Source organism: Kitasatospora sp. NPDC087271, from assembly GCF_044744605.1.
GTDB lineage: Bacteria > Actinomycetota > Actinomycetes > Streptomycetales > Streptomycetaceae > Kitasatospora.
Genome location: NZ_JBIUYQ010000015.1, coordinates 152,600 through 174,315 on the forward strand (window position 1 = coordinate 152,600; position 21,716 = coordinate 174,315).

Genomic DNA, 21,716 nt, shown 5'->3' on the forward strand with positions numbered 1-21,716 from the left:
GGTGCCTACTTGCGGCCGCCGAGCGCGAACAGCAGCAACACGAAGCCGGCGAACAGGTGCGTGGCGAAGATGTAGATGCCGGCCCGGATGAGCATGGCCTTGCGTCGGCGCTTCTCCTCGCGCGTGCCGTCGCTCGTGCTCTCGCTCATGGCGGGGGTCCTCCTCGGGTCGGCCGGCCGGGTCGGGCGCGGGTTCAACGGGCTGGCCGGGTTCGCCAGGTCCACCGGGCTCGCCGGGCTCCTCGGGTTCAGCCGGCCCGAGGGCCTCGGCGGGCTCAACGGTGCGGCCGGCCGCCGGGCTCGCGCAGTTCGGTGAGCAGCGCGCCCTGGTCGGTGATCAGCTCGGTCAGGATCCGGCGCGCGGCCCTCAGCAGCTCGGCCACGTCCGGGGTGCTGAGCGCGTACACCACGGTGTTGCCCTCGCGGGTGGCGGCGACCAGCTGGGTACGGCGCAGCACCGCGAGCTGCTGGGAGAGGTTGGAGGGCTCGACCTCGATCTCGGCCAGCAGCTCGCGCACCGGCCGGGGCCCGTCCTGGAGCAGTTCCAGCACCCGGATCCGGACCGGGTGGCCGAGGGTGCGGAAGAACTCCGCCTTGGCCTGGTACAGCGGGACGGGCATCGTCGGCGCCCCTCCCTCGGGTACGGCTCGCTGGGCGTGCGGCCGCGCCCTCAACGGCGGCCGGCAAGCATCATCGCCACAGATGAAGGTTTCTTCAAGTCGTCACAGTGGGCGCCCGGCCGTCGCCTGTCGGTCGCCCGGACCGCCGGGGCCGCCCCCGAGTGGTCCACGTCACATCCGGAGGGCGCTCGGGAACGCCGGAAGCCGAGTCCGGGACGCTGCCAACTCCCGGACTCGGCGGTCATGGTGAGGTTCCGTCAGCAGCCTACAGGTACATCCACCTCGACCGGGGCCGGACCCCGCGAGATCGACTCGACGGAGAAGGTCGCGTGAAGGACCGAACCGCACGGCACGGTGACGCTGATGCCGTCGACCCGCACGGTGGCGGCCGTGAACACGGCGCGCACGCTCGCCGAGCCGAGCGACTCGCCGCCGACCACCCCGGCCGACAGGCGGGTGAGCAGCTCCTGCGGCTTCGGCGGCAACGGGGTGTCCGGGGTGGGCGGACCGGCCAGGCCGATCTGCCCGTACAGCACGACACTGCCGCCGGTGACCTCGGCGCAGACCTTGGTCGACAGCCCGGCCTGGAGGCCGTTGTAGCCGCAGGTCGTCACCGTGGCGACGGTCTCGGCCGCGCCGCCGGCCGACGCGGCGAGCGCCGGCGCCGGCGCCACGAGCAGGGCGACGACACCGGCCGCGCCCGAGGCGATCCGAGTGATGCGGTTCATTGCCTTCTCCTTCGGAGGGTACGAGGAACGATCAGAACAGGTGAGGTCACATGTGACATTTCACATGTGCCATGACGGTACTTTGCCATGCGATTCCCATGCCATGACCGGGATTCTGCCTTCGAAGTGCCGAGCCGACCGAAACCAGGCCTTCGATGGCGTAATCCCACCCCGGAGGGTCGGGATCCGCGCACCTGCCACGGCCGGTCTGCCCGGCGCCCGGCGCGGGGCGGTCGCCCGCCTCGCAGGCGTCGGCCTGGGGACGGCCCGCACGGCGCCCGCGCCCACGGGCGGGCCGCTGTCGGCCACCGCCGGCCGACCACCGCCGGTCGGCCGCCGCCGGCTCAGTCCAGAGAGGCCCGCAGGGCGTCGACCCGGGTGACGGCGTCCGCGAAGGCCGCGCGGTCGAGGCGGCCGGAGTCCAGGGCGTCGGCGAGGGCCGTGGTGGCGTCCTCGGCCTGCTGCGGGTCGCGGGCGGAGCAGAGGATCAGGTCCATCCCGGCCTCGGCGGCAGCGACCGCACGGTCGCCCGCGCCGCCGTACGAGGCGAGGGCCTCGGCCTCCAGGGCATCGGTGACCGTGACGCCCTGGAAACCCAGGCGTCCGCGCAGCTCGCCCTGGACCACGGCGGGCGACATCCCGGCCGGGCGGTCCGGGTCGAGCGCCGGGTAGACCGCCCAGGAGGCCATCACCAGCCGGACACCCGCCGCGATGGCCGCCCGGTAGGGCTCCTCGCCGCGGGTGCGCAGCTCGTCCAGCGGCACGGACAGGGTGACGGGGCGGTCATCGGTGTTCTCCCCGTTGGCGGCCGAGCCCAGCCCGGGGAAGTGCTTGGCGGTGGCGGCCACGCCCAGGCCCTGCTGGGCGGCGAGGAAGGCGCTGCCCAACTCGCCTACACCGACCGGGTCCTGACCGTAGGAACGCTCATGGCGGTCGATGAAGTTGCCCGGGGTGTCGTAGACGTCCAGCACCGGCGCGAGGTTCACGTTGAGCCCCGCGTCCGCGAGCGTCCCGGCGGCGCCGACACCGGCTCGGCCCGCCGCGCCGAGCGGGTCGGGGTCCGATCCGGTCCGGCGGGCGGAGAGTTCGGGCGCGCCGGGCAGGCGGCGCACCTTGCCGCCCTCCTGGTCGGTCATCAGCAGCAGCCCCTCGGGCACCGGCGACTGCGCCGCTGCTTCCCGCAACTGGCCGACGGCCTCGGCGAGTTGCGCCGGGCTCGTGACATTCTCGGCGAACAGGATGACCCCGGCCGCCCGCCCCTCCCGGATCGTCCGCAGCACGCCCGGCGGCGGTGTCGGACCGGCGTACGAGAGTACGATCCGGCGCCCCGCGAGCTGCCGCGCGTCCTGATCGGCCATCTCCGCCGCCACCGTCCCCTCTCCCGGGGCAACTCCGCGCCCCGGTATCGACTCCGGTATCGACGCCGGCGCGGACACCGGTGCCGACGCCGGCGCGGACACCGGTGCCGACCCGGCCGGAACCGGCCCGAGCGTGGCCGCCAACACCACCAGCATCGCGCCGAACTGGACGGTGCGCCGAAGCACGGCCATCACGCCTCCCTGAGGTCGGCAGCGGGATACGGCCCGTCAAGGCACCCACGCCTGTCAAGGCACCCGAGCCCGTCGCCACCATAGCCCGGACCCCGGAGGAGCACACCCGCGCCGACGCGGACGGGGGACCCGGGCGCCGGACGCCCTCAGCAGCCCTACCGGCGCAGCAACCGCCCCAGGACGGCGATCCCCTCCGCGATCTCCCCCGGCGCACCCGCCGCGTAGCCGAGCACCAGCCCCGGCGGGTACGGCAGGCGCGCGTGCCAGGACAGCGGCTGCACCTTGACGCCCTCGGCGAGCGCCGCCGTGGCCAGTTCGGTGTCCGTGCAGCGGGCCCCGGTCGGCAGGGTGAGCATCAGGTGCAGGCCGGCCGCCGCGCCGTGGACGGTGGCGCCGGGGAGGTGGGCGTGGACGGCGGCGATCATCGCGTCCCGTCGGCGGCGGTGGCGGTGGCGCAACAGCCGTAGGTGGCGGTCGAGTTCGCCGGACTCCATCAGCCGGGCCAGCACCAGCTGCGGCAGCACCGGGTTGCCCAGGTCGGCGAACCGCTTGGCCTCCAGGACGGCCTCGCGCAGCCGCGGCGGCACCAGCAGCCAGCCGGTGCGCAGCGCGGGGGCGAGCAGCTTGGAGATGCTGCCCGCGTAGCAGACCTGCTCCGGCAGGGCGGCGCGCAGCGCGGGGACGGGCGGGCGGTCGTAGCGGTGCTCGGCGTCGTAGTCGTCCTCGATGACCAGGCCGCCCTCGCCCGCCCAGCGCAGCAGTTCGCGCCGCCGCTCGCCGCCGAGGACGACCCCGGTCGGGTACTGGTGGGCCGGGGTGAGCAGGACGGCCGGGGCGCCGGTGGCGCGCAGCGCGTCGACCCGGACGCCCTCGGCGTCGACCGGGACGGGCGGGGTCGCGGCGAGCCAGTGGGCGAGGTGCTGGCGGGCGCCGAGCGAGCCCGGGTCCTCGACGGCGACCTCGGTGACGCCCACCCGGCCGAGCGCCCGGCCGAGCAGGGCGAGGGCCTGGGCCGTCCCGGCGACGATCAGCACCTCGTCCGGGTCGGCGCGGATGCCCCGGTTGCGGGCCAGCCAGTGGGCGACGGCCTGGCGCAGTGCGGGGGTGCCGCGGACGTCTCCGTAGCCGAGGTCCGCGGCGGCGAGGCCGTCGAGGACGGCGCGTTCGGCGCGCAGCCAGGCGGCGCGGGGGAAGGCGGCGAGGTCGGGCACACCGGGGGTGAGGTCGATCCGGGCGGGCGTGCCGCGCAGCAGGTCGAACACCTCGGGGTCGGGGTCGGCGTGGAACAGGACGGGCTCCGGCCGGGCGCGCGACGAGGCCGGGGCCGGGGCCGTGTCCGACAACGGAGATGTGGCCGACCACGGGGGCGCGGGCGGCGCCGGGACCGCGACGACGACGGTGCCGCCCCTGCCCCGGCCGGCGATCTGGCCCTCCTCGGCCAGCCGCCGGTAGGCGTCGGTCACCACTCCCCGGGAGACGCCGAGTTCGGCCGCCAGCCCCCGGGTGGCGGGCAGCCGGCTGCCCGTGGGGAGACGGCCGTCGGCGATGGCCTCGCGCACCCGGCGGGCGATCCAGCCGGTCAGGCCGCCGGGCGGGGCGTCGGCGGTGTCGAGCTGGAGGAAGTCGGCGCCCGGGTCCGCCTGTTTGGACCTGCCGTCCGGCGCTTCTTTGGACCTGTTCACCGGGCCATTGTGGCGCGAGGGTGGGGCCATGACCACGGAAACGGCATCACTGAACGACCGGCAGGACGCCGCAGACCCCGGCCCCGGCCCCGACTACGCCCCGGGTTACGTCCACGGCTACTCGGAGACCGAGGCGCAACGGCTCGGCGACCAGGCGGACACCCTCGCCGAGCTACTGCACGCGGGCACCGCGTACCCGGCGGGCAGCCGGGTGCTGGAGGCGGGCTGCGGGGTGGGGGCGCAGACCGCGCACCTGCTGGCCGCCTGCCCCGGCGTGCTGCTGACGGCGGTGGACGTCTCCGCGGAGTCGCTGGCGCGGGCCCGGGCCCGGGTGGCGGCCGAGGCGCCCACCGCGCGGGTCACCTGGCACCACGGCGACCTGCACCGACTCCCCTTCCCGGACGGCTCCTTCGACCACGTCTTCGTGTGTTTCGTGCTGGAGCACCTGGCCGACCCGGTGGCCGCGCTGACCGCGCTGCGGCGGGTGCTGCGGCCGGGCGGCACGATCACGGTGATCGAGGGCGACCACGGCTCGGCCTTCTTCCACCCGCAGGGCCCGGCGGCCCGCGACGCGGTCGACCTGCTGGTGCGGCTCCAGGCGGCGGCCGGCGGTGACGCCCTGCTCGGGCGCCGCCTGTACCCGCTCCTGACCGAGGCCGGCTTCCGGGACGTGGCCGTCCGCCCCCGCACCGTCCACGCCGACGGCGCCCGCCCCGCCCTGGTCGAGGGCTTCACCCGGCGCACCTTCGTCGCGATGGTCGAGGCCGTCCGCGCCGAGGCGCTGGCCGCCGGTCTGACCACCCCCGACGCCTTCGACCACGGCATCGCCGAACTGCGCCGCACGGCCGAGCCGGGCGGGACGTTCCACTACACCTTCTTCAAGGCGGTGGCGGTCAACCCGTAGGCCGGTCGGGCGGGGAGGTCCGCCCGCGCGTCCGCCCGCTCACTCCGGGCTGTCGCCGAGGACGGCCAGGAGGGTGCGCATGGCGTCGACGAGGGCGGCGGTCCCGGGGTCGTCGAGGCCGGCGAGGAGGGCGCGCTCGGTGGCGAGGTGGTCGGGGAGGGCGCGGTCGATCAGGGCGTGGCCCTCGGGGGTGAGCGCGACCACGCGGCTGCGGCCGTCCTGGTCACTCTGGGTGCGGGTGACCAGGCCGCGGGCCTCCAGACGGTCGAGGCGCTGGGTGATGGCGCCGGAGGTGACCATGGCGGACTGCATCAGCCCGGTGGGGGTGAGGCGGTAGGGCGGGCCGCTGCGCTTGAGGGTGGCGAGGACGTCGAAGGAGGCGGCGTCCAGGCCGTGTTCGCCGAAGGTCCGGTTGAGCTCCGCGTCCACCAGGCGGTAGAGGCGCTTGAGCCGGCCGAACACCTCCATCGGAGAGACGTCCAGGTCGGGGCGCTCGACGGCCCATTGCGCGACTACTCGGTCCACATGATCTGCATCTGCCACAGGTTCAGGGTAGGGGATCCCGTCGGGATTCCTTAGCGATGAGGTAACTGTGAGCCACGTCACCCCGCCAAAGCGGTGAGAGATACCTTAGCGCTGAGATACATTTGCTTAGTGCTAAGAAATCGCCTCGGAATCGTGCTGGTGACGGCGACGGCCCCCGCCGTCTGGGGGTCGACGTACATCGTCACCACCGAACTGCTCCCGCCCCACCGTCCGCTCCTCGCAGCCGTCCTCCGGGCCCTGCCCGCGGGGCTGCTGCTGATCGCCGTCACCCGCCGGCTGCCGAAGGGCAGCTGGTGGTGGCGCGCACTGGTCCTCGGCGCGCTGAACATCGGCGCCTTCCTCGCCCTCCTCTTCATAGCCGCCTACCGCCTCCCCGGCGGGGTCGCCGCCACCGTCGGCGCCGTCCAGCCGCTGATCACCGCCGGACTCTCGGCCGCGCTGCTCGGCGACCGGCTCACGCCGCGGACGGTGATCTGCGGCATCGCGGGGATCGCGGGCGTCAGCCTGCTGGTCCTGCGGGCCGACGCCCAGCTGGACGCCGTCGGCGTGGCCGCCGCGTTCGTCGGCGCGGTCGTCATGGCCACCGGCGTCGTCCTCTCCAAGCGCTGGGTCTCCCCCGCCCCGCTGCTCGCCACCACCGGCTGGCAGCTCACCGCCGGCGGACTGCTGCTGGTGCCGGTCGCACTGTTCGTCGAGGGCGCCCCGCCGTCCCACCTCACCGGCGGCAACCTGCTCGGTTACGGCTACCTCAGCCTGATCGGCGCGGCGCTCACGTACGCGCTCTGGTTCCGCGGGATCCGGGCACTGCCGCCGACCTCGGTCTCCTTCCTCTCGCTGCTCAGCCCGGTGGTCGCCACCGCGATCGGCTGGCTGGCCCTCGGGCAGGACCTCAGCCCGCTCCAGGCGCTCGGCGCACTGATCGTCCTCGGCTCGCTGATCGCGGCCCAGACCCGGCGCCGCCCCGGCACCACCGCGCCCTCCGCGCCCTCCGCTCCGGCCGCCCCCGCCTCCGCACCGCCCGTCCGCGAGAACGCCTGACCCCGCCTCGTCTCCGCCGAAGCCCCTCCCGCACTCCCCGATCCCCGCCCAGCAGCCGCTGGCACCCACCGCACCAGGAGAACCTCCATGCACATCACCGTGTTCGGCGCCACCGGCAACGTCGGCAGCCGGGTGGTGACCGAGGCGCTCGCCCGCCGCCACCGGATCACCGCCGTCCTGCGCGACCCCGCCAAACCGCACGGTCTGCCGGCCGCCGTCGCCCTCGGTGTCGGCGACGCCCGTGACCCCGAGGACGTCGCCCGCCTCGCCGCCGGGCAGGACCTGGTGATCACCGCCACCCGCCCGGCGCCCGGCAGCGAGCACGAGCTGTCCGCCGCCACCCGGGGCCTGCTGGCCGGTCTCGCCGGAACGGGCGTGCGTCTGATGGCCGTCGGCGGCGCGGGCAGCCTCGCCCTCCCCGGCCGCGGCGGGACGGCCCTCGCCGACGACCCCGGCTTCCCCGCCGAGCTCCGGCCGATCGCCCGGGCCTGCCGCGAGCAGCTCGACCTCTACCGCGCCGCCGACCCGGACGTCGACTGGACCTACCTGAGCCCCGCCGCCCTGCTCGAACCCGGCGAGCGCACCGGCCGCTTCCGGCTCGGACGGGACGAACTGCTGGTGGACGCCGAGGGAGCCTCGGTGATCTCCATGGAGGACCTCGCCGTCGCCCTTCTCGACGAGGCCGAGCAGCCCGCGCACCGCCGCACCCGCTTCACCGCCGCCTACTGACCTGGGGCGATCCTCCGTGTCCGGGGTGTACCCAGCACCACCCCGGACACGGAACCCCGCATGATCGACCGTCAGGGCGAGCTCGGACAGGATCATTCCCGTGAACACCAACGCATCGAACACCACGGCCTCGCACCCCATCACGCCGAACACCACCGCGCCGAACACCACCGCCTCGCACACCACCGCCTCGCACACCCCGGCGGCCGGCGCCACCGCCTCCCGCACCCGGCGCGCCGCCCTGGCCGTCGCCGCCGCCGTCCTGGCCGGCCTCGCCGCGCCGGCCACCGCCAGCGCCGCCCCGGACGCCGGCCGGAACCCGGGCGACGCCGAGGTCGCCCCCGCCCGCTACACCCACCAGGCCCTCGCCTGGCAGCCCTGCGCCAAGCAGCCGGCGCTTGACTGCGCCACCATGACCGCCCCGCGCGACTGGCACCACGCCGACGCCGGCGCCGACGTGACGATCGCCGTCTCCCGGCACCGCGCCGGCGACCCGGCCAAGCGCAAGGGCACGCTGCTGATGGCCGCCGGCGGCCCCGGCGCGTCGGGCCTGCTGCGCCCGGCGAACCTGGCCACGGCCGCCCCGGCCGTCGGCGCCGCGTACGACATCGTGGGCTTCGACCAGCGCGGGGTCGGCGAGAGCACCCGGGCCGTGTGCCAGACGCCGGAGGAGTTCCAGGACTTCCTGGCCGGCGACTTCCGCGACCAGTCCCCGGCGGCGATCGACCGGGTGGTCGCCAACTCCAAGAAGCTGGCCGCCAGTTGCCAGGAGCGCACGGGCGACCTGCTGCCCTACCTGAACACCGAGCAGACCGCCCACGACATCGACCTGTTCCGCGGCCTGCTCGGCGAGCAGAAGCTCAGCTACTTCGGCCCCTCCTACGCCTCGATGATCGGGGCCTACTACGGGACGCTCTTCCCGCACCGGGTCGAGCGGATGATCCTGGACAGCAACATCGGCTTCGACGGCACCTGGGAGAAGTTCGAACTGGGCCAGCCGATGAGCTTCCAGCGCCGCTTCGACGAGGACTTCGTGCCGTGGCTGGCGGCCCGCGACGCCACCTACCACTGGGGCTCCACCCCCGAGGAGGTGCAGGCGCACTGGGAGCAACGGCGCGCCGCGCTGCACGACCAGCCCATCGTCGACGGCTCCCTGACGATCGGCCCGAACCAGCTGGACAACGGCGCGATCAGCGCGATCTACGAGCGGGACACCTTCCCCTTCCTCGCCCAGGCCCTGACCGCCGTCGACGACTGGCAGGGGGCCGGCCCCGCGGCCAGGACGATGGCCGGGCGGCTGTTCGGCCAGTACCTCAGCCCGGAGTTCCTCGCCGAGTACTTCTCGGTGACCTGCAACGACACCCCGTGGACCAAGGACATGGACACCTGGGTCCAGCGCGGCGCGGAGAACACCGCGCGCTACCCGCTGGCGGGCGCGCGCACGCTGGCCTTCAGCGCGGTCTGCGCGGCCTGGCCGACCGCGCCCGCCCCCAAGGTCAAGGTGACCGGCGCCCACCTGCCGACGGTGCTGATGCTCAACTCGGTGCACGACCCGGCGACGTACTACGAGGCCGCGCTCGGCGCGCACCGCGCGCTGCGCGGCTCCAAGCTGGTGACCGTCACCGGGAGCGGCGACCACGGCCAGTACCCCACCGCCAACTCCTGCGTCACCGACGTCGTCGAGAGCTACCTGCTGGGCGGCCGCGCCCCCGAGCGCGACCTCGTCTGCCCCACCCCGCAGGCGGGTTGAGTGCCCGGCCGCTCGACCGCGGCCGTCGGGGCGCGCGTCGGGTGAGGCACGGCGGGGCGCCGACCGTCACGGGTCGACGCCCCGCCGTGCCGGCGCCCCTCGGGGCGCGTTCGTCCAGCAGGCGGCCCGCGACTGGCCGAAAGACTGCGAAAGCCCGAGCGGGCGGCCGCTGTTGTGCCTCACGTCCCCCGGCTCCGGGGAATACTGCCATGGCCGTAGTCGCCTTACACAGGAGCGAGCCCATGGTGAAGGTCGTCGAGACCACGGATACCCAGATCACCGCCGCAGTGGCCGAGCAGGCGCAGCAGGCCGGCCTCGGCCTGCTGCGCCAGTGCTTCCTGGTGCTGACGAAGACACGGCTGTTCGGCAAGCCGCGCGACGAGGAGAAGCTCCGGGTCTACCACTTCGACCACGGCCTGGTGCACGAGGGCGGGGGCCTGGAGCTCACGGTCTTCCGCTGGGACGAGGTCTCGACCGTGATGCAGGCGACCGTCGCCCACTACTCGCACAACATCTACACCGAAACGGACTTCTCCTACCGGTTCATCCGGGACGACGGGGAGACGTTCACGATCGACGGCAAGTACCGCGACCCCCGGCGCGCCAAGCTCAGCGGCGGAGACAGGGGCACCCAGCTGGGCAGGTGGGCGGAACTGGGCGAGGTCGCCGCGCACTACGTCGCGGCCACCCAGCTGTCCGGGGCCCGGGCCTCGCTGGCGGACGGAGGGGAACTGGCCTTCGGCGACCTGCTGGTCAGCTCGGCCGGTCTGCGCACGGTGAAGCGCGGTCTGGTGCCCTGGTCCGACATCAAGTCGATCAGCGTGGTCAACGGCTACCTGGTGGTCAAGAAGGACGGCAGGTTCCTCTCGCTGTCGAACACCGCGGTCAGCCGGATCCCGAACTACGCGCTCTTCATGATGCTGCTGGGCCGTTCCGGCTGACGCACGGCCGGCCCGGACAGGCCCTGGATCGCCGTCAGGACCGCGAGTCGCTCGCCGCACGCCCCAGCCGCGACCGGAGCCAGGCGAAGGCGGCGGCGAGCCCGGCGAAGCCCCCGACGGCGAGCTTGATGCCGGCCTTGGCGACGATCCAGCCGACCCAGGGGACGCTCCAGCCCAGCCAGTGGAAGACGGCCAGCAGGACGGCGGCGCCGCAGAGGGCGGCGAGCACCGTCACGGCCACGGCGGCGGCCCGCGAGAGCTCTCGCGGGCCGTCGTCCGTCGCGTCCTGCGCCTGGTCGCCCGTCAGCTGCTTCGTGTCCCCATCACCCATGGGGATCATCCTACGGATTCCTCACCGGCGGGCGCGATGGGTGTCGCCGAGGTGCTCGCCGGTCTCGTCGTCGGGAAAGCTGACGGCGAGGGTGACGCGGTACTCGTCCACGTCCTCGCGGTGCCCCGGCACCCGGGCCCAGGCGAGCGAGTGCACCTCGGCCCCGGGGGCCTGCCGGCACCAGGCGGCGGCCTCCTCCAGTACGCGGGCGGCCGAACGCCCGGTGCACACCACCGCGGTGTACGCGGCGACGGCGAGGTCCCCACCGCTGCGGGCGACCCGCGAGACCGCCCGGACGGCGGCCGCGGCCTGGGTCAGGTCGCGGGCCAGGTCGTCGACCGCCCGAGGGGGGGCCGGAAGGACGACCGCTCCCTCGGCGACGGTCTCGGGCAGGTTCGCGCTCACAGTCCGGGCCTCCATCCGCATGGTCACGGGGCACAGCATGCCGGGCGGAGATTCCTGGCATGCCCTTTTCACCAGAACGTCACCCGTCCAGAGGCGAGTTGGGGCCGCCCCCTGGTGTCCGCACGCCCGCCCTGGTAGGGAAACGCCCGCCCGGCGGCGGACATCCACGCAGGTCAGGAGGGTCAGCGGCGGGCGCCGCCGGGGAGCCCGGAACGACGCGCACGCACCACCCCCGCGCCCCGGACCGCCGGTCCGGGCCCCTGCACGCCCGGCCCACCACCGGCACGCCCCCGGCCAACTCCCTTGGCAGAAACGGGAGATACCGCCGACGCTCGACCCACACAGCCCTCCGGTGCCGCCACCGGGCCCGCGGACGGAACCCGTGGCGGACGCGCACACGCCCCAACTCGCTTACCCGGCCGGGCCGTCGACCAGCCTGGCCGCGACGCGGATCGGGCCCCGGCCCGATCCCGAGCGGGCATTCCCCCACCCCTGCTGACCTGCGGTGTTCGACGTCGGCGCCGGGCCGCGGCAACCTCCGGCCGCCCCTGTCGCGTCAGACCGTCGTGATACTAATCGTTGCGACGGCGGGAGCCGCCGTCCGGCGGCAGGCACGATGACGACGGTTCATCCGTTCCGGCAGGGTCGGGACGGCTACGGGGAGGGGCACGGTATGACGGCGAGGTTCGGCAAGGTGCAGGGCGGGCGCGGGCTGCGGCTCGGCAAGCGGGTCACGGGGACGGCTGCGGCCTTCACCGCACTCGCCGCACTGACGGGCTCCCAGGTGACGGGCTTCGGGCTCGCCCCGGTCGCGGCCGCCGACGCCGTCACGTCGCCGGACGCCTCCGCCTCCCAGCCCGGCTCACCGGCCGGCGGCAGCCCGACCGGCGGCGCCGGCAGCGCCTTCGGCACCGGCGTCCCGGCCGACGGCGGCGGCACCGTCCAACTGCCGCAGCCGCCCGGCACGGTGCCCGGCGCGCCCGCCGCCGGCCCCTTCGCCGCCACCGGACCGGCCCTGCCCGCGACCGTGCTCGCCGCCTACCGCCAGGCCGAGGCCTCGGCCGCACAGCGCTCGCCCGGCTGCCACCTGCCGTGGCAACTGCTGGCCGCGATCGGCCAGGTCGAATCCGGCCAGGCCAACGGCGGCCAGGTGGACGCGACGGGGACGACCCTCACCCCGATCCTCGGTCCGGCGCTGGACGGCAACGGCTTCGCCGCGATACCCGACAGCGACGGCGGGCGCTACGACGGCGACGCGCGCTGGGACCGCGCCGTCGGGCCGATGCAGTTCATCCCCTCCACCTGGGCGACCTGGGGCACGGACGCCAACGGCGACGGCAAGGCCGACCCGAACAACATCTTCGACGCCGCCGAGAGCGCCGCCCGCTACCTGTGCGCGGGCGGGCGCGACCTCGCCGACCCGGCGCAGCTCGACCGGGCGATCCTCAGCTACAACAACTCGGGCGAGTACCTGCGGACGGTCCGCAACTGGATGGCGCACTACGGCAGCGGCAGCGTCACCACCGTGCCGAACCGCCCGGCCTCCTCGACCCCGCCGGCCTCGCTGCCCTCCCCGCTGCTGCCGCTCGCGCCGCTGCTGCCGCCGACCGGGACGACTCCTGGCGCCACCCCCGGGACGCCGAGCGCCCCCGGGACCACCCCGACCCCGGGCGGGCAGCCCTCGCCGAGCGCGCAGCCGACCTCGCCGGCCCCGACGCCGTCCTCCTCCGCGCAGCCGACGACGGACCCGAGCACCCCCTCGACGGGCACGCCCAGCAGCACGCCGCCGTCGACCCCGCCGGCCACGCCGTCGACCACTCCGTCGGGCACCCCCTCCGGCACCCCGTCCTCGACGGCCACCCCGACCGGCACGCCGTCCGGCACCCCCACCACGACGCCGACCACGACGCCGACCGGAACGCCCACCGACTGCCCGAGCCCGACGGCCACGACCACCCCGACGGGCAGCCCGTCCCCGACGGCCACCCCGACCGGCACGCCGTCCGGCACCCCGGCCGCCCCCGGGTGCGCCACGGCGACGCCGACCCCCGGTGGCACTCCCACCCCGGGCGGCACCCCCTCCTCCGCCGCCCCGAGCACGACCCCCAGCGCGGGCCTCTCCCCCTCGGCCGCCCCGCCGACCCGCTGACACCGCCCCATCCGCCGACGGCCCGCACCCCTGGTGCGGGCCTTCCGCGTTCCCCGCCCCGCCCCGCCAAGCTTCCGAGACCGAGACCGAGCCCGAGACCGAGAGCTGGACCGAGACCTACGCCGGATCCGACCCGGCCCCGGCCCCGGGCAACGCCCCTGGCCCCAGCGCCGCCCGGTGCACCCGCCACCGCGCGAGCATCCCGTGCAGTTCGTCCACCATGAACGCGAAGAAGGCCGCGCTCTCCGCCAGCCGCTCCCCCGCGACGGTGCCCGCGCCGACGGTGGCCTCGCCCTCCCTGAGCACCCGCACCCAGCGCAGCAGGTACTCGTCGCGCCGGGTCAGCGACTCGAACCAGACGTCGTTCAGCACCCGGTAGCGGTCGCGCCGCGAGCCCGGCTCGCGCTCCTTGGCGGCCAGGCCGATCTGGGTGAGGTAACGCATCCCGCCGGACACCGCGGCCGGGCTGATCCGCAGCCGTTCGGAGAGCTCGGCGGAGGTCAGGACGCCGCTCTCCTCGGCCATCAGGCAGGAGAAGAGCCGGGCCGGCATCCGGCCCATGCCCGCGGCCACCAGCTCGGCCGCGAACCGTTCGACGAAGTCCGACACCGCCTGCTCGTCGCGCTCCTTCTCCGCTTCCCGCTCCACCACGCGCGCCTTCCCCTCTCCGGTGATCAACAACTCGACTGAACTTTAACGCCTTCCCAATATTCACGTTTTTCTGAAACTACGGTAGCTTCAGCAGCATGACGAAGGCAATCGCTCTGACCGGCCTCCGCAAGACCTTCGGCCGGACCACCGCGCTGGACGGCCTCGACCTCACCGTCGAGACCGGCGAGGTGCACGGATTCCTGGGGCCCAACGGCGCCGGGAAGTCCACCGCCATCCGGGTGCTCCTCGGTCTGCTGCGCGCCGACGGCGGCAGCGCCCGGCTGCTCGGCAAGGACCCCTGGCACGACGCCGTCGAACTGCACCGCCGCCTCGCCTACGTCCCCGGCGACGTCGAACTGTGGCCCAACCTCACCGGCGGCGAGGCCATCGACCTGCTCTCCCGGCTGCGCGGCCGGCTCGACCGCCGCCGCCGCGACGAGCTGATCGAGCGCTTCGACCTCGACCCCACCAAGAAGGGCCGCAGCTACTCCAAGGGCAACCGGCAGAAGGTCGCCATCATCGCCGCGCTCGCCTCCGACGCCGAACTGCTGCTGCTCGACGAGCCGACCTCCGGCCTCGACCCGCTGATGGAGGTGGTCTTCCAGGACGTCGTCCTCCAGGCCCGGCGGCAGGGGCGGACCGTCCTGCTGTCCAGCCACATCCTGGACGAGGTGGAGAAGCTCGGCGACCGGGTCAGCATCATCCGCCACGGCCGGGTGGTGCAGACCGGCAGCCTCGGCGAACTGCGCCACCTCACCCGCACCACGGTCGAGGCCGAGACCCACCGCCCCGTCACCGGGCTGGAGACGCTGGAGGGCGTGCACGCCGTCCGCACCGAGGGCACCCGGGTGCGCTTCGCCGTGGACGGCGCCCACCTCGACGCCGCCGTCCGCCGCCTCGGCGAGGCCGGGCTGCGCAGCCTGGTCAGCCACCCGCCCACGCTGGAGGAGCTGATGCTGCGCCACTACGGCGACGAGCTGGCCGCCAACGGGCACCCGGTCGACGGCGAGGCCGCCCGATGACCGCCACCACCACCGCGACCAGCGCGCCCGCCACGGCCCCGCGCCCGCCCCGCCCGCGCACCACCCTGGCCGGCACCGCCACGCTGCTCCGCTTCGCCCTGCGCCGTGACCGGCTCCGCCTCCCCGCCTGGGTGCTCGGCCTCGGCCTGCTCACCCTCGCCAGCGCCAACAGCGTGCACACCCTCTACCCGACCGCCGCCGACCGCGCCTCGATCGCCCACGCCTCCGCCGGCCCGGCCGTCCTCGCCATGACCGGCCCCGGGCACTACCTGGCCGACTACACCTGGGGCGCCATGCTCGGCCACCGGCTGCTCGGCCTGCTGGCGGTGCTGGCCGGGCTGATGAGCGTGCTGACCGTCACCCGGCACACCCGGGCCGAGGAGGAGAGCGGGCGGGCCGAGCTGGTCCGCTCCGCCGCCGTCGGCCGGCACGCCCAGCTCGCGGCCGCCCTCGGCGCCGCAGCCGTCGCCGACCTCGCGCTCGGCCTGCTGCTCGCCGCCGGGCTGCCCGCCCTCGGCGTCCCCGGGCTCGGCACCGGCGGCGCGCTGCTGTTCGGGGCCGCGACCACCGCCGCCGGACTGCTGTTCGCGGCGGTCGCCGCCGTCGCCGTCCAGGTCACCGCGCACGCCCGGACGGCCTCCGGGCTGGCCCTCGCAGTGCTCGGCACCGCCTACGCGGTGCGCGCGGCCGGGGACGCCGGGTCGAACGGGCTCTCCTGGGCCTCCCCGATCGGCTGGCTCCAGCGCAGCTATCCCTTCGTGGACGACCGCTGGTGGCCGCTGCTGCCCGCGCTCGCCCTGGCCGCCGTCACCGGGGCGGCCGGCTTCGCACTGAGCACCCGACGGGACGTGGGCGCCGGGCTGCGCGCCGCCCGCCCGGGGCCGCCCACCGCCCGTCCCGCCCTCGGGACCCCGCTCGGCCTCGCCCTGCGCCTGCACCGCGGCCTGCTGGGCGGCTTCGCGGTCGCGCTGCTACTGCTCGGCGCGATGTACGGGTCACTGCTGGGCGGCGCCGACGCGATGGTCAAGGACGTCGACCAGCTGAAGGAGGCCCTCGCCCGGCTCGGCGGCCGCTCGCTCAGCGACTCCTTCGCCGCGATGACCCTGCTGGTGGTGGCGGTGGTCGGCGCGGTCTACGCGGTGCTGGCGACGCTGCGCCCGCGCGCCGAGGAGAGCGCCGGGCGGGCCGAGCCGGTGCTGGCCACCGGGGTGTCCCGGTCCGGTTGGCTGGTCGGGCACCTGGCGGCGGCGCTGCTGGGCTCGACCGCGGTGCTGCTCGCGGCGGGGACGGGCTTCGGCCTGGCCGGGGCGCTGTCCACCGGTGACGCCGGCGCGTTCCCGCGACTGGTCGGCGCGGCCCTGGCGTTCGCGCCCGCCCAGTGGGTGACGGTGGGGTTCGCCGCCGCCGTGTACGGCTGGCTGCCCCGGGCGACGCAGCTGGCCTGGCTGGTGCCGGCGTACGCGTTCGTGATCGGTTACCTGGGCCCGCTGCTGAAGCTCCCGGCGGGCCTGGACCGGCTCTCCCCGTTCGGGCAGGTGCCCCGGCTCCCGGCGGCCGCCATGGACTGGACGCCGCTCGCGGCGCTCACCCTGGTCGCGGCCGCCCTGATCGCCCTGGCGCTGGCCGGGTTCCGGCGCCGCGACCTCGAAACGCGCTGACTCCCGGGGCCGCGGCGGGGGAAGCGGACGGGGCCGGCCACGGCGGGCCGGCCCCTGACCGGGTCACAGGTGCTTGACCAGCTCCGGCATCAGGTCCTGGAAGGTCCGCCCGCTGGCCGGCTGCCCGATCGCAGTCATCTGCCAACCGGCGGGCGTGCGCTGCACCTTGGCCATGATCTGCGCGGTGTACGGGCCGCCCCCGGTGAGCGTGTACCGGGCCAGCTCGGCGCCCGTCTGCTCGTCGACCAGCCGACAGAAGGCCGCCTCGACCTCCTGGAAGGTCTGGCCGGTGAAGGAGTTGACGGTGAAGAGGATCTGGTCGACCTCGGCGGCCATCTTGGTCAGGTCGACGGTGATCGACTCGTCGTCGGTCGCGTCGCCCGCGCCGCCGACCAGGTTGTCGCCGCTGTGCCGGACGGAACCGTCATTGCTGTTGAGGTGCTGGAAGAAGACCACGTCCACCGGCCGCCCCTGGGAGAACAGCACCGCCGAGGCGTCCAGGTCGATCTCCCGACCGGCGGCCAGCAGCTTGGCGAAGAAGCCCTTGGGCTGCGCGGCCTTCCAGCCCAGGCCCATCCGGACCACACTCAGCTGACCGCCGCCCGGCTTCTCCAGGCTGATCTTCTGCCCCTTGGCCAGCGAAACGCTCATCGTGCCCTCCTCGTCCCTGCCGCCGCTCCGTGCCGTGAATCTACAGCACTGTCGAACATCTATGATCATCCGACCGGCGCGCTCCCAGCACCCCTACCCCGCACTCCCCCCGCCGTCACCACCGGGGGCGGTCTGCACACTGTCAAGCGCCCCGGGGAGGAGCTTGCGCGGGGCGGCGCGCAATCCGGCTCGGCCAACCTGGCAACCGGCGATTCCGACGTCTGGCGTAGCCGCGAGCAGGGGCCGAACAGGCGGGCGGCCCGCGGACTAGGGTCGGCTCGGAGGCGCCGCCGACCGGGAGAACGGCCGCCGCCGCACCGAGCGTTCCGCGCACGTTCCCGTGATCCGCCAACCCACGCTGGGGGGACCACCATGTCCGAGCACGAAGGAACACCGCCCGCACCCGCCACCGCCGCCACCACCTCGCGCCTCGGCCGCCGCCGCCTGCTGCGGGCCGGCCTGGGCACCGGCGGCGCGCTCGCCGCCGTCCGGCTGCTGCCCGGCGGCCAGGCCTGGGCCGCCGCCCCGGAACCCGCGCCCGCGCCCGTACCGGAGTCCGTGCCCGCACCCGCCACCCTCCCCGGCGGCGGCGCCGCCACGGCGCAACCCTGGCCGGACTGGGCCCGGTTCGCCCGCGTCGGCGACGGCACCTTCAACGAGCCCGCCGACATGCAGAGCGCCGTCGACGCCCTCAAGGCGCAGAACGTCAGCGTCATCGAACTCGACACCCTGCTCTCCAACTGGCTCACCGACGCCGAGTTCGCGGCCCACATGGCCGAGGTGAAGACCTTCACCGGCCTGGCGCACGCCGCCGGCCTCAAGGTCGTCATGTACTACCCCTCCCTGGAGCTGATCTCCCCCGGCGGCGAGAAGGGCCGCTCGTTCTACAAGAACGACCAGGGCGGCGCCTGGGTCCAGCGCGACCTCGCCGGAAAGCCCAACGTGTTCTACGGCAGCGTGGTGGTCTGGGTCGACCCGGGCGACGAGAGCGTCTGGCTCAGCCCCAACTCGCCCTGGCGGGACTACTACCTCAAGCGGATCAAGGGCGTGGCCGCCACCGGCGTGGACGGCATCTGGCCGGACGTCCCGATCTACTTCGACGGCGTGCTCTCCTGGTGCGACGCCTCCACCTGGGGCGCGGCCGCCTTCAAGGCCGACAGCGGCCTCGCCCTGCCCAAGGCCGCCGACTTCACCGACCCGGTGTTCCGCCGCTACCTCGAATGGCGCCACCGCAACCTGCTCCAGTTCCAGCTCGACATCGCCGCCGCCGGGCGCGCGGTCAACCCCGACCTGGTCACCTTCGTCGAGACCGTCTCGATGGACTACCGCTACGCCACCTCGATCGGCCTGGACGGCGGCTACCTGCGCCAGGCCGAGGGCGCCGTCAGCCAGGTCTGGGAGGTGGACATCCTCGGCAACTACGACGGCATGCGACACGCCACCGCCTCCGACTGGGTCTGTCTCATCTCGATGTACAAGTACGCGCGCGGCGCCAGCGGCACCAAGCCCGCCTGGGCATTCTCCTACGGCTGGCAGGCCGACGACGCCTCGCTGGTGATGTCCCAGCTGATCGCGGCCGGCTGCAACCCCTACGAGGTGAAGACGCCGTACAAGAACGACACCGTGGACGCGGCGATGCGCGCCCGGATGTACCGCTTCGTCCGGACCAACCAGGAGCGGCTCTACAACGCCGCCTCGGCCGCCCAGGTCGGCGTCTACCACTCCAGCCCGTCCCGGGACTACGTCAGCCCGGGCGCGGGCATCGGGATGTACGTCAACGCGACCGCGCCGGCCGGGATCAGCGACTGGTGGGGCGGCGACGACCCGGAGCAGAGCTGCGCCTCCGTCCCCTGGCTGGGCGAGTTCCGGGGCGCGGTGAAGGCGCTGGTGTACGCGCACATCCCGTTCGACACGGTGCCCAGCCCCGGCCTGGCCGCCGCCGACCTGGCCCGGTTCAAGGTGCTGCTGCTGCCCGACCTCCAGGCGGTCTCGGACGCCGAGGCGGCCGTGCTGCGGGGCTTCGTCGCGGCCGGCGGGACGATCGTGATCACCGGCCCGGCACCCACCGCGCTCGACGAACTGGGCGGCCAGCGCGCCGAGTTCGCGCTCTCCGACGTGCTCGGGCTGCGCCGGGGCAGCCCGCTGCCGGCCGGCAAGCAGAACGCCTACGGCAGCGGCACCTGCTGGTACGTCCGCAACCGGGCCGGGCTCAGCTACCTCACCAAGACCGACCAGGCCTCGGCCGACCAACTGCTCGCCCCCGTCCGCCGGTCCGCACCGCCCGCCGTCACCCTGGTCGGGGACCGCCGGATCTTCCTGGACGCGCGGCGGCTCGGCGACGACACCGTCGTCCACCTGGTGAACTTCACCAACTTCGGCGACACCCCGGCGGCCTTCCGCACCACGCCCGCCAACTGCACGCTCTCCTACGCCCTCCCGGCCGGCGCCGCCGTCACGGCCGTCACCGTCGCCACCCCGGACGGCACCGACCCGACGCCCAAGCCCGTCCCGTACACCGTCACGGGAGCGACGGTCAGCGTGCCGCTGACCGTCGTGCAGTACTCGGTGGTGACGGTGACGGTGAGCTAGAGCGCGGGCGCGGGGATGCGCCAGAGGGCGGCGGGGTTGGCCTCGCCGCCCGGGGCGGACTCGAAGGCGATCCACTTCCCGTCCGGGGACCAGCTCGGCGCGCCGTCGTACGAGCCGTCGTCGCCGGTCACCCGGACGGGGCGGCCGCCGTCGGCCGCGACCACGAAGACCTGGGCGTTCGGCAGGTCGCCGAGGTTGGAGGAGAACACCAGGTACCGGCCGTCCGGGGACCAGGTGGGGTCGGTGTGCTCGCCCGGCACGTCGGTGACCTGGCGCAGGCCGGTGCCGTCCGCGCCGACCGTCCACAGCGCCCAGTTCTCGCCGCCGGCGGCGCGCCGCTGGAAGACGATCCGGTCGCCCCGGGGCGACCAGTTCGGCTGCCGGTTGTCGGTGCCGGTGCCCTTGCCGTCGACCAGCCGGAGGGGGGCGCCGCCGGCGCGGCGGACCTTCCAGAGCGAGTCCTGTTCGGCGTCGTCGCCGTGCACGGCGGCGTGTTCCGGCTCCCAGCTCTGCTGGAAGACGATCCACGCGCCGTCCGGGGAGAAGCTCGGCTCGCTGTAGCCGCTGCCGTCCTCGTGCCGGGTGACCCGCTCGGGGCTGCCGCCGGGCGTCATCAGCCAGACCTCGTCGTGGCCGGACTCCCGGTCGGTGGCGAAGGTGAAGGCGCCGGTGGCGGCGTTCCAGCTGGTGCCCGGGAGGTTGACGGCGGCCTTGTCGGGATCCTCCAGGACCTTCTGCGGCGCGCGGGCGCCGTCCAGCGGCAGCACCCCGAGGGCGGCGGCGCCCTTGTTGTAGCCCTCGCTGAACTCGGTCAGCAGCACCGAGCGGCCGTCCGGGGCGAAGGCGGGGTTCTGGGCGCTGCGACCGCCCTCGGCCCGGTAGAGCAGCTCGGCGCCGTCGGCCCGGCGCTCGCCCCCGGTCGGCGGCGCGCCGCCGGCCCGGGTCGGCCCGGGCTGCGGCCCGTCCTCGGAGCCGGATTCGGCGCAGCCGGACAGCAGCAGCGCCGTGACGGCCGCGGCGGCGAAGAACGTGCGAGTCCTCATGACCCACAAGCTAGTTGACGCTTCGTCACATCGCGTCCGCCCGCAGGCGGATCAGGCGTCGCCGTCCAGCAGGTGCTGGCGGACCTCCTGGAAGGTCCAGGCCCCGCCGGCCGGGCGGGCGAACACCCAGACCAGGTCGAAGCGGTCCGGCCAGGTGGCGGGTGCGCCGCTGCCGGCGGCGCCGAGCGCCTCGACGATCCGCGGGATCCGCGAGTGCTCCCAGCAGATCAGCACCGGCCGGGGCCCGGCCAGGGCAGCGCCGGCCAGGGCGGTCTCCTGGGACTCGGCGTACCCGGTGTCGACGGTCAGCCCGAGCTTGGCGGCGAGCGGGGTGACGGTCTGCCGCATCCGGTGCGCCCCCGCCAGTGGGCCCTGGTCGGCGGCGGCGAGGATCCGGGCGGGGGTGCGCAGGCCGGGTGCGGGCGGGGCGAACAGGGTGGGCAGCGCCCGGGCGCGGGACCAGCCGCGCTCGGTGAGGGACTTGCCGTCGTGGCCGCCGTTCTCGTCCAGTCCCGGGTGGCCGCCGTCCGGCTTCTCGCCGTGCCGGATGATCATCACCAGGGCCTCGCCGCCCGCGTCGCTCGCCCTGGCCGCGCCGGCCTCCTCGCCCGCCTTCTTGCCGGCCTTGCCGGAGGAGGCCGAGCAGCCCGCCAGCAGCACCGGAGCGGCGATCGCCAGGCCGGTGAGCAGGGTGCGCCGGGTCGGCCGCGCCGCCACTCGGTGCTCCATC

At 75.0% G+C, this 21,716-nt stretch carries 21 protein-coding genes; 9 read left to right on the forward strand and 12 right to left on the reverse strand.

Going from position 1 to position 21,716, the window contains the following annotated elements; translation table 11 throughout:
• Positions 1-5: 5 nt before the first annotated feature.
• The 5 genes from ACIO9K_RS24490 to ACIO9K_RS24510 form a co-directional block, all read right to left on the reverse strand.
• Positions 6-149 (reverse strand): DUF6126 family protein, encoded by a 144-nt coding sequence (locus ACIO9K_RS24490; protein WP_159398578.1) that lies wholly within the window; start codon positions 147-149, stop codon positions 6-8.
• Between the two features lie 125 nt (positions 150-274).
• A complete protein-coding gene (locus ACIO9K_RS24495; RefSeq protein WP_063350638.1) occupies positions 275-619 on the reverse strand; it encodes a helix-turn-helix transcriptional regulator in 345 nt (114 codons plus the stop codon).
• A 257-nt stretch (positions 620-876) separates the two neighbouring features.
• Positions 877-1,347: a hypothetical protein gene (locus ACIO9K_RS24500; protein WP_400333045.1), complete on the reverse strand. Its 471-nt coding sequence runs from the start codon at positions 1,345-1,347 to the stop codon at positions 877-879.
• 344 nt (positions 1,348-1,691) lie between these two features.
• Positions 1,692-2,705 (reverse strand): glycoside hydrolase family 3 N-terminal domain-containing protein, encoded by a 1,014-nt coding sequence (locus ACIO9K_RS24505; RefSeq protein ID WP_400333048.1) that lies wholly within the window; start codon positions 2,703-2,705, stop codon positions 1,692-1,694.
• Between the two features lie 347 nt (positions 2,706-3,052).
• Positions 3,053-4,609, reverse strand: coding sequence for a PLP-dependent aminotransferase family protein (locus tag ACIO9K_RS24510; protein ID WP_400333051.1), 1,557 nt, complete (start codon positions 4,607-4,609; stop codon positions 3,053-3,055).
• Between ACIO9K_RS24510 and ACIO9K_RS24515 the strand changes: the two genes are divergently transcribed.
• A complete protein-coding gene (locus tag ACIO9K_RS24515) occupies positions 4,608-5,483 on the forward strand; it encodes an L-histidine N(alpha)-methyltransferase (protein ID WP_363617261.1) in 876 nt (291 codons plus the stop codon). The two genes, ACIO9K_RS24510 and ACIO9K_RS24515, sit on opposite strands and share 2 nt — an antisense overlap.
• Before the next feature lie 39 nt (positions 5,484-5,522).
• Here ACIO9K_RS24515 and ACIO9K_RS24520 read toward each other — a convergent pair whose 3' ends face one another.
• Positions 5,523-6,026, reverse strand: coding sequence for a MarR family winged helix-turn-helix transcriptional regulator (locus ACIO9K_RS24520; RefSeq protein ID WP_400333054.1), 504 nt, complete (start codon positions 6,024-6,026; stop codon positions 5,523-5,525).
• Positions 6,027-6,137: 111 nt separating this feature from the next.
• Here ACIO9K_RS24520 and ACIO9K_RS24525 point away from each other — a divergent pair, with 111 nt between their 5' ends.
• The 4 genes from ACIO9K_RS24525 (at position 6,138) to ACIO9K_RS24540 (ending at position 10,487) form a co-directional block, all read left to right on the forward strand.
• Positions 6,138-7,067, forward strand: coding sequence for an EamA family transporter (locus ACIO9K_RS24525; protein WP_400333057.1), 930 nt, complete (start codon positions 6,138-6,140; stop codon positions 7,065-7,067).
• 87 nt (positions 7,068-7,154) lie between these two features.
• Entirely contained in the window at positions 7,155-7,796 is a 642-nt protein-coding gene (locus ACIO9K_RS24530) for an NAD(P)-dependent oxidoreductase (protein ID WP_400333060.1), read from the forward strand.
• A gap of 100 nt (positions 7,797-7,896) precedes the next feature.
• Positions 7,897-9,546, forward strand: a complete 1,650-nt coding sequence (locus ACIO9K_RS24535; RefSeq protein ID WP_400333063.1) for an alpha/beta hydrolase — start codon at positions 7,897-7,899, stop codon at positions 9,544-9,546.
• Between the two features lie 242 nt (positions 9,547-9,788).
• Positions 9,789-10,487 carry a DUF6585 family protein gene (locus ACIO9K_RS24540; protein WP_363617270.1) on the forward strand — a complete coding sequence of 233 codons (699 nt, stop codon included), beginning with the start codon at positions 9,789-9,791 and terminating at the stop codon, positions 10,485-10,487.
• Positions 10,488-10,521: 34 nt separating this feature from the next.
• Here the strand turns inward: ACIO9K_RS24540 and ACIO9K_RS24545 are convergent, their stop codons facing one another.
• Both ACIO9K_RS24545 and ACIO9K_RS24550 read right to left on the reverse strand, forming a co-directional pair.
• Complete coding sequence (locus tag ACIO9K_RS24545; RefSeq protein WP_363587482.1) at positions 10,522-10,818, reverse strand: hypothetical protein; 297 nt, start codon at positions 10,816-10,818, stop codon at positions 10,522-10,524.
• 21 nt (positions 10,819-10,839) lie between these two features.
• The gene (locus ACIO9K_RS24550; protein ID WP_363587480.1) at positions 10,840-11,223 is read right to left on the reverse strand and encodes a hypothetical protein; all 384 of its coding nucleotides are present in this window, start codon (positions 11,221-11,223) and stop codon (positions 10,840-10,842) included.
• Between the two features lie 673 nt (positions 11,224-11,896).
• Here ACIO9K_RS24550 and ACIO9K_RS24555 point away from each other — a divergent pair.
• Positions 11,897-13,372 (forward strand): lytic murein transglycosylase, encoded by a 1,476-nt coding sequence (locus ACIO9K_RS24555; protein ID WP_400333068.1) that lies wholly within the window; start codon positions 11,897-11,899, stop codon positions 13,370-13,372.
• Between the two features lie 117 nt (positions 13,373-13,489).
• Here the strand turns inward: ACIO9K_RS24555 and ACIO9K_RS24560 are convergent, their stop codons facing one another.
• The gene (locus ACIO9K_RS24560; protein WP_363617274.1) at positions 13,490-14,023 is read right to left on the reverse strand and encodes a MarR family transcriptional regulator; all 534 of its coding nucleotides are present in this window, start codon (positions 14,021-14,023) and stop codon (positions 13,490-13,492) included.
• 95 nt (positions 14,024-14,118) lie between these two features.
• On the opposite strand from ACIO9K_RS24560, the gene ACIO9K_RS24565 reads away from it, so the two are divergent.
• Positions 14,119-15,045, forward strand: a complete 927-nt coding sequence (locus ACIO9K_RS24565) for an ABC transporter ATP-binding protein (RefSeq protein WP_400333072.1) — start codon at positions 14,119-14,121, stop codon at positions 15,043-15,045.
• Complete coding sequence (locus ACIO9K_RS24570) at positions 15,042-16,703, forward strand: ABC transporter permease (RefSeq protein WP_400333075.1); 1,662 nt, start codon at positions 15,042-15,044, stop codon at positions 16,701-16,703. The genes ACIO9K_RS24565 and ACIO9K_RS24570 overlap by 4 nt, the downstream gene beginning before the upstream one ends.
• Before the next feature lie 63 nt (positions 16,704-16,766).
• On the opposite strand, the gene ACIO9K_RS24575 is transcribed toward ACIO9K_RS24570, so the two are convergent.
• A complete protein-coding gene (locus tag ACIO9K_RS24575) occupies positions 16,767-17,354 on the reverse strand; it encodes a TerD family protein (RefSeq protein ID WP_350879397.1) in 588 nt (195 codons plus the stop codon).
• 372 nt (positions 17,355-17,726) lie between these two features.
• Here ACIO9K_RS24575 and ACIO9K_RS24580 point away from each other — a divergent pair, with 372 nt between their 5' ends.
• Positions 17,727-19,943 carry a hypothetical protein gene (locus ACIO9K_RS24580; protein WP_400333079.1) on the forward strand — a complete coding sequence of 739 codons (2,217 nt, stop codon included), beginning with the start codon at positions 17,727-17,729 and terminating at the stop codon, positions 19,941-19,943.
• Here the strand turns inward: ACIO9K_RS24580 and ACIO9K_RS24585 are convergent.
• Positions 19,940-20,986, reverse strand: a complete 1,047-nt coding sequence (locus ACIO9K_RS24585) for a hypothetical protein (protein ID WP_400333082.1) — start codon at positions 20,984-20,986, stop codon at positions 19,940-19,942. The two genes, ACIO9K_RS24580 and ACIO9K_RS24585, sit on opposite strands and share 4 nt — an antisense overlap.
• 51 nt (positions 20,987-21,037) lie before the next feature.
• Positions 21,038-21,715 (reverse strand): hypothetical protein, encoded by a 678-nt coding sequence (locus ACIO9K_RS24590; protein WP_400333085.1) that lies wholly within the window; start codon positions 21,713-21,715, stop codon positions 21,038-21,040.
• Between the last annotated feature and the right edge of the window lies 1 nt (position 21,716).

What these genes read in the sequence shown, in the direction of transcription:
- ACIO9K_RS24545 (WP_363587482.1), bottom strand. Translation starts at nt 10,818, where the DNA reads ATGGGTGATGGGGACACGAAGCAGCTGACGGGCGACCAGGCGCAGGAC.
- ACIO9K_RS24505 (WP_400333048.1), bottom strand. Translation starts at nt 2,705, where the DNA reads ATGGCCGATCAGGACGCGCGGCAGCTCGCGGGGCGCCGGATCGTACTC.
- ACIO9K_RS24510 (WP_400333051.1), bottom strand. Translation starts at nt 4,609, where the DNA reads ATGGCCCCACCCTCGCGCCACAATGGCCCGGTGAACAGGTCCAAAGAA.
- ACIO9K_RS24500 (WP_400333045.1), bottom strand. Translation starts at nt 1,347, where the DNA reads ATGAACCGCATCACTCGGATCGCCTCGGGCGCGGCCGGTGTCGTCGCC.
- ACIO9K_RS24580 (WP_400333079.1), top strand. Translation starts at nt 17,727, where the DNA reads ATGTCCGAGCACGAAGGAACACCGCCCGCACCCGCCACCGCCGCCACC.
- ACIO9K_RS24495 (WP_063350638.1), bottom strand. Translation starts at nt 619, where the DNA reads ATGCCCGTCCCGCTGTACCAGGCCAAGGCGGAGTTCTTCCGCACCCTC.
- ACIO9K_RS24540 (WP_363617270.1), top strand. Translation starts at nt 9,789, where the DNA reads ATGGTGAAGGTCGTCGAGACCACGGATACCCAGATCACCGCCGCAGTG.
- ACIO9K_RS24515 (WP_363617261.1), top strand. Translation starts at nt 4,608, where the DNA reads ATGACCACGGAAACGGCATCACTGAACGACCGGCAGGACGCCGCAGAC.
- ACIO9K_RS24570 (WP_400333075.1), top strand. Translation starts at nt 15,042, where the DNA reads ATGACCGCCACCACCACCGCGACCAGCGCGCCCGCCACGGCCCCGCGC.
- ACIO9K_RS24575 (WP_350879397.1), bottom strand. Translation starts at nt 17,354, where the DNA reads ATGAGCGTTTCGCTGGCCAAGGGGCAGAAGATCAGCCTGGAGAAGCCG.
- ACIO9K_RS24565 (WP_400333072.1), top strand. Translation starts at nt 14,119, where the DNA reads ATGACGAAGGCAATCGCTCTGACCGGCCTCCGCAAGACCTTCGGCCGG.
- ACIO9K_RS24490 (WP_159398578.1), bottom strand. Translation starts at nt 149, where the DNA reads ATGAGCGAGAGCACGAGCGACGGCACGCGCGAGGAGAAGCGCCGACGC.
- ACIO9K_RS24530 (WP_400333060.1), top strand. Translation starts at nt 7,155, where the DNA reads ATGCACATCACCGTGTTCGGCGCCACCGGCAACGTCGGCAGCCGGGTG.
- ACIO9K_RS24590 (WP_400333085.1), bottom strand. Translation starts at nt 21,715, where the DNA reads ATGGAGCACCGAGTGGCGGCGCGGCCGACCCGGCGCACCCTGCTCACC.
- ACIO9K_RS24555 (WP_400333068.1), top strand. Translation starts at nt 11,897, where the DNA reads ATGACGGCGAGGTTCGGCAAGGTGCAGGGCGGGCGCGGGCTGCGGCTC.
- ACIO9K_RS24585 (WP_400333082.1), bottom strand. Translation starts at nt 20,986, where the DNA reads ATGAGGACTCGCACGTTCTTCGCCGCCGCGGCCGTCACGGCGCTGCTG.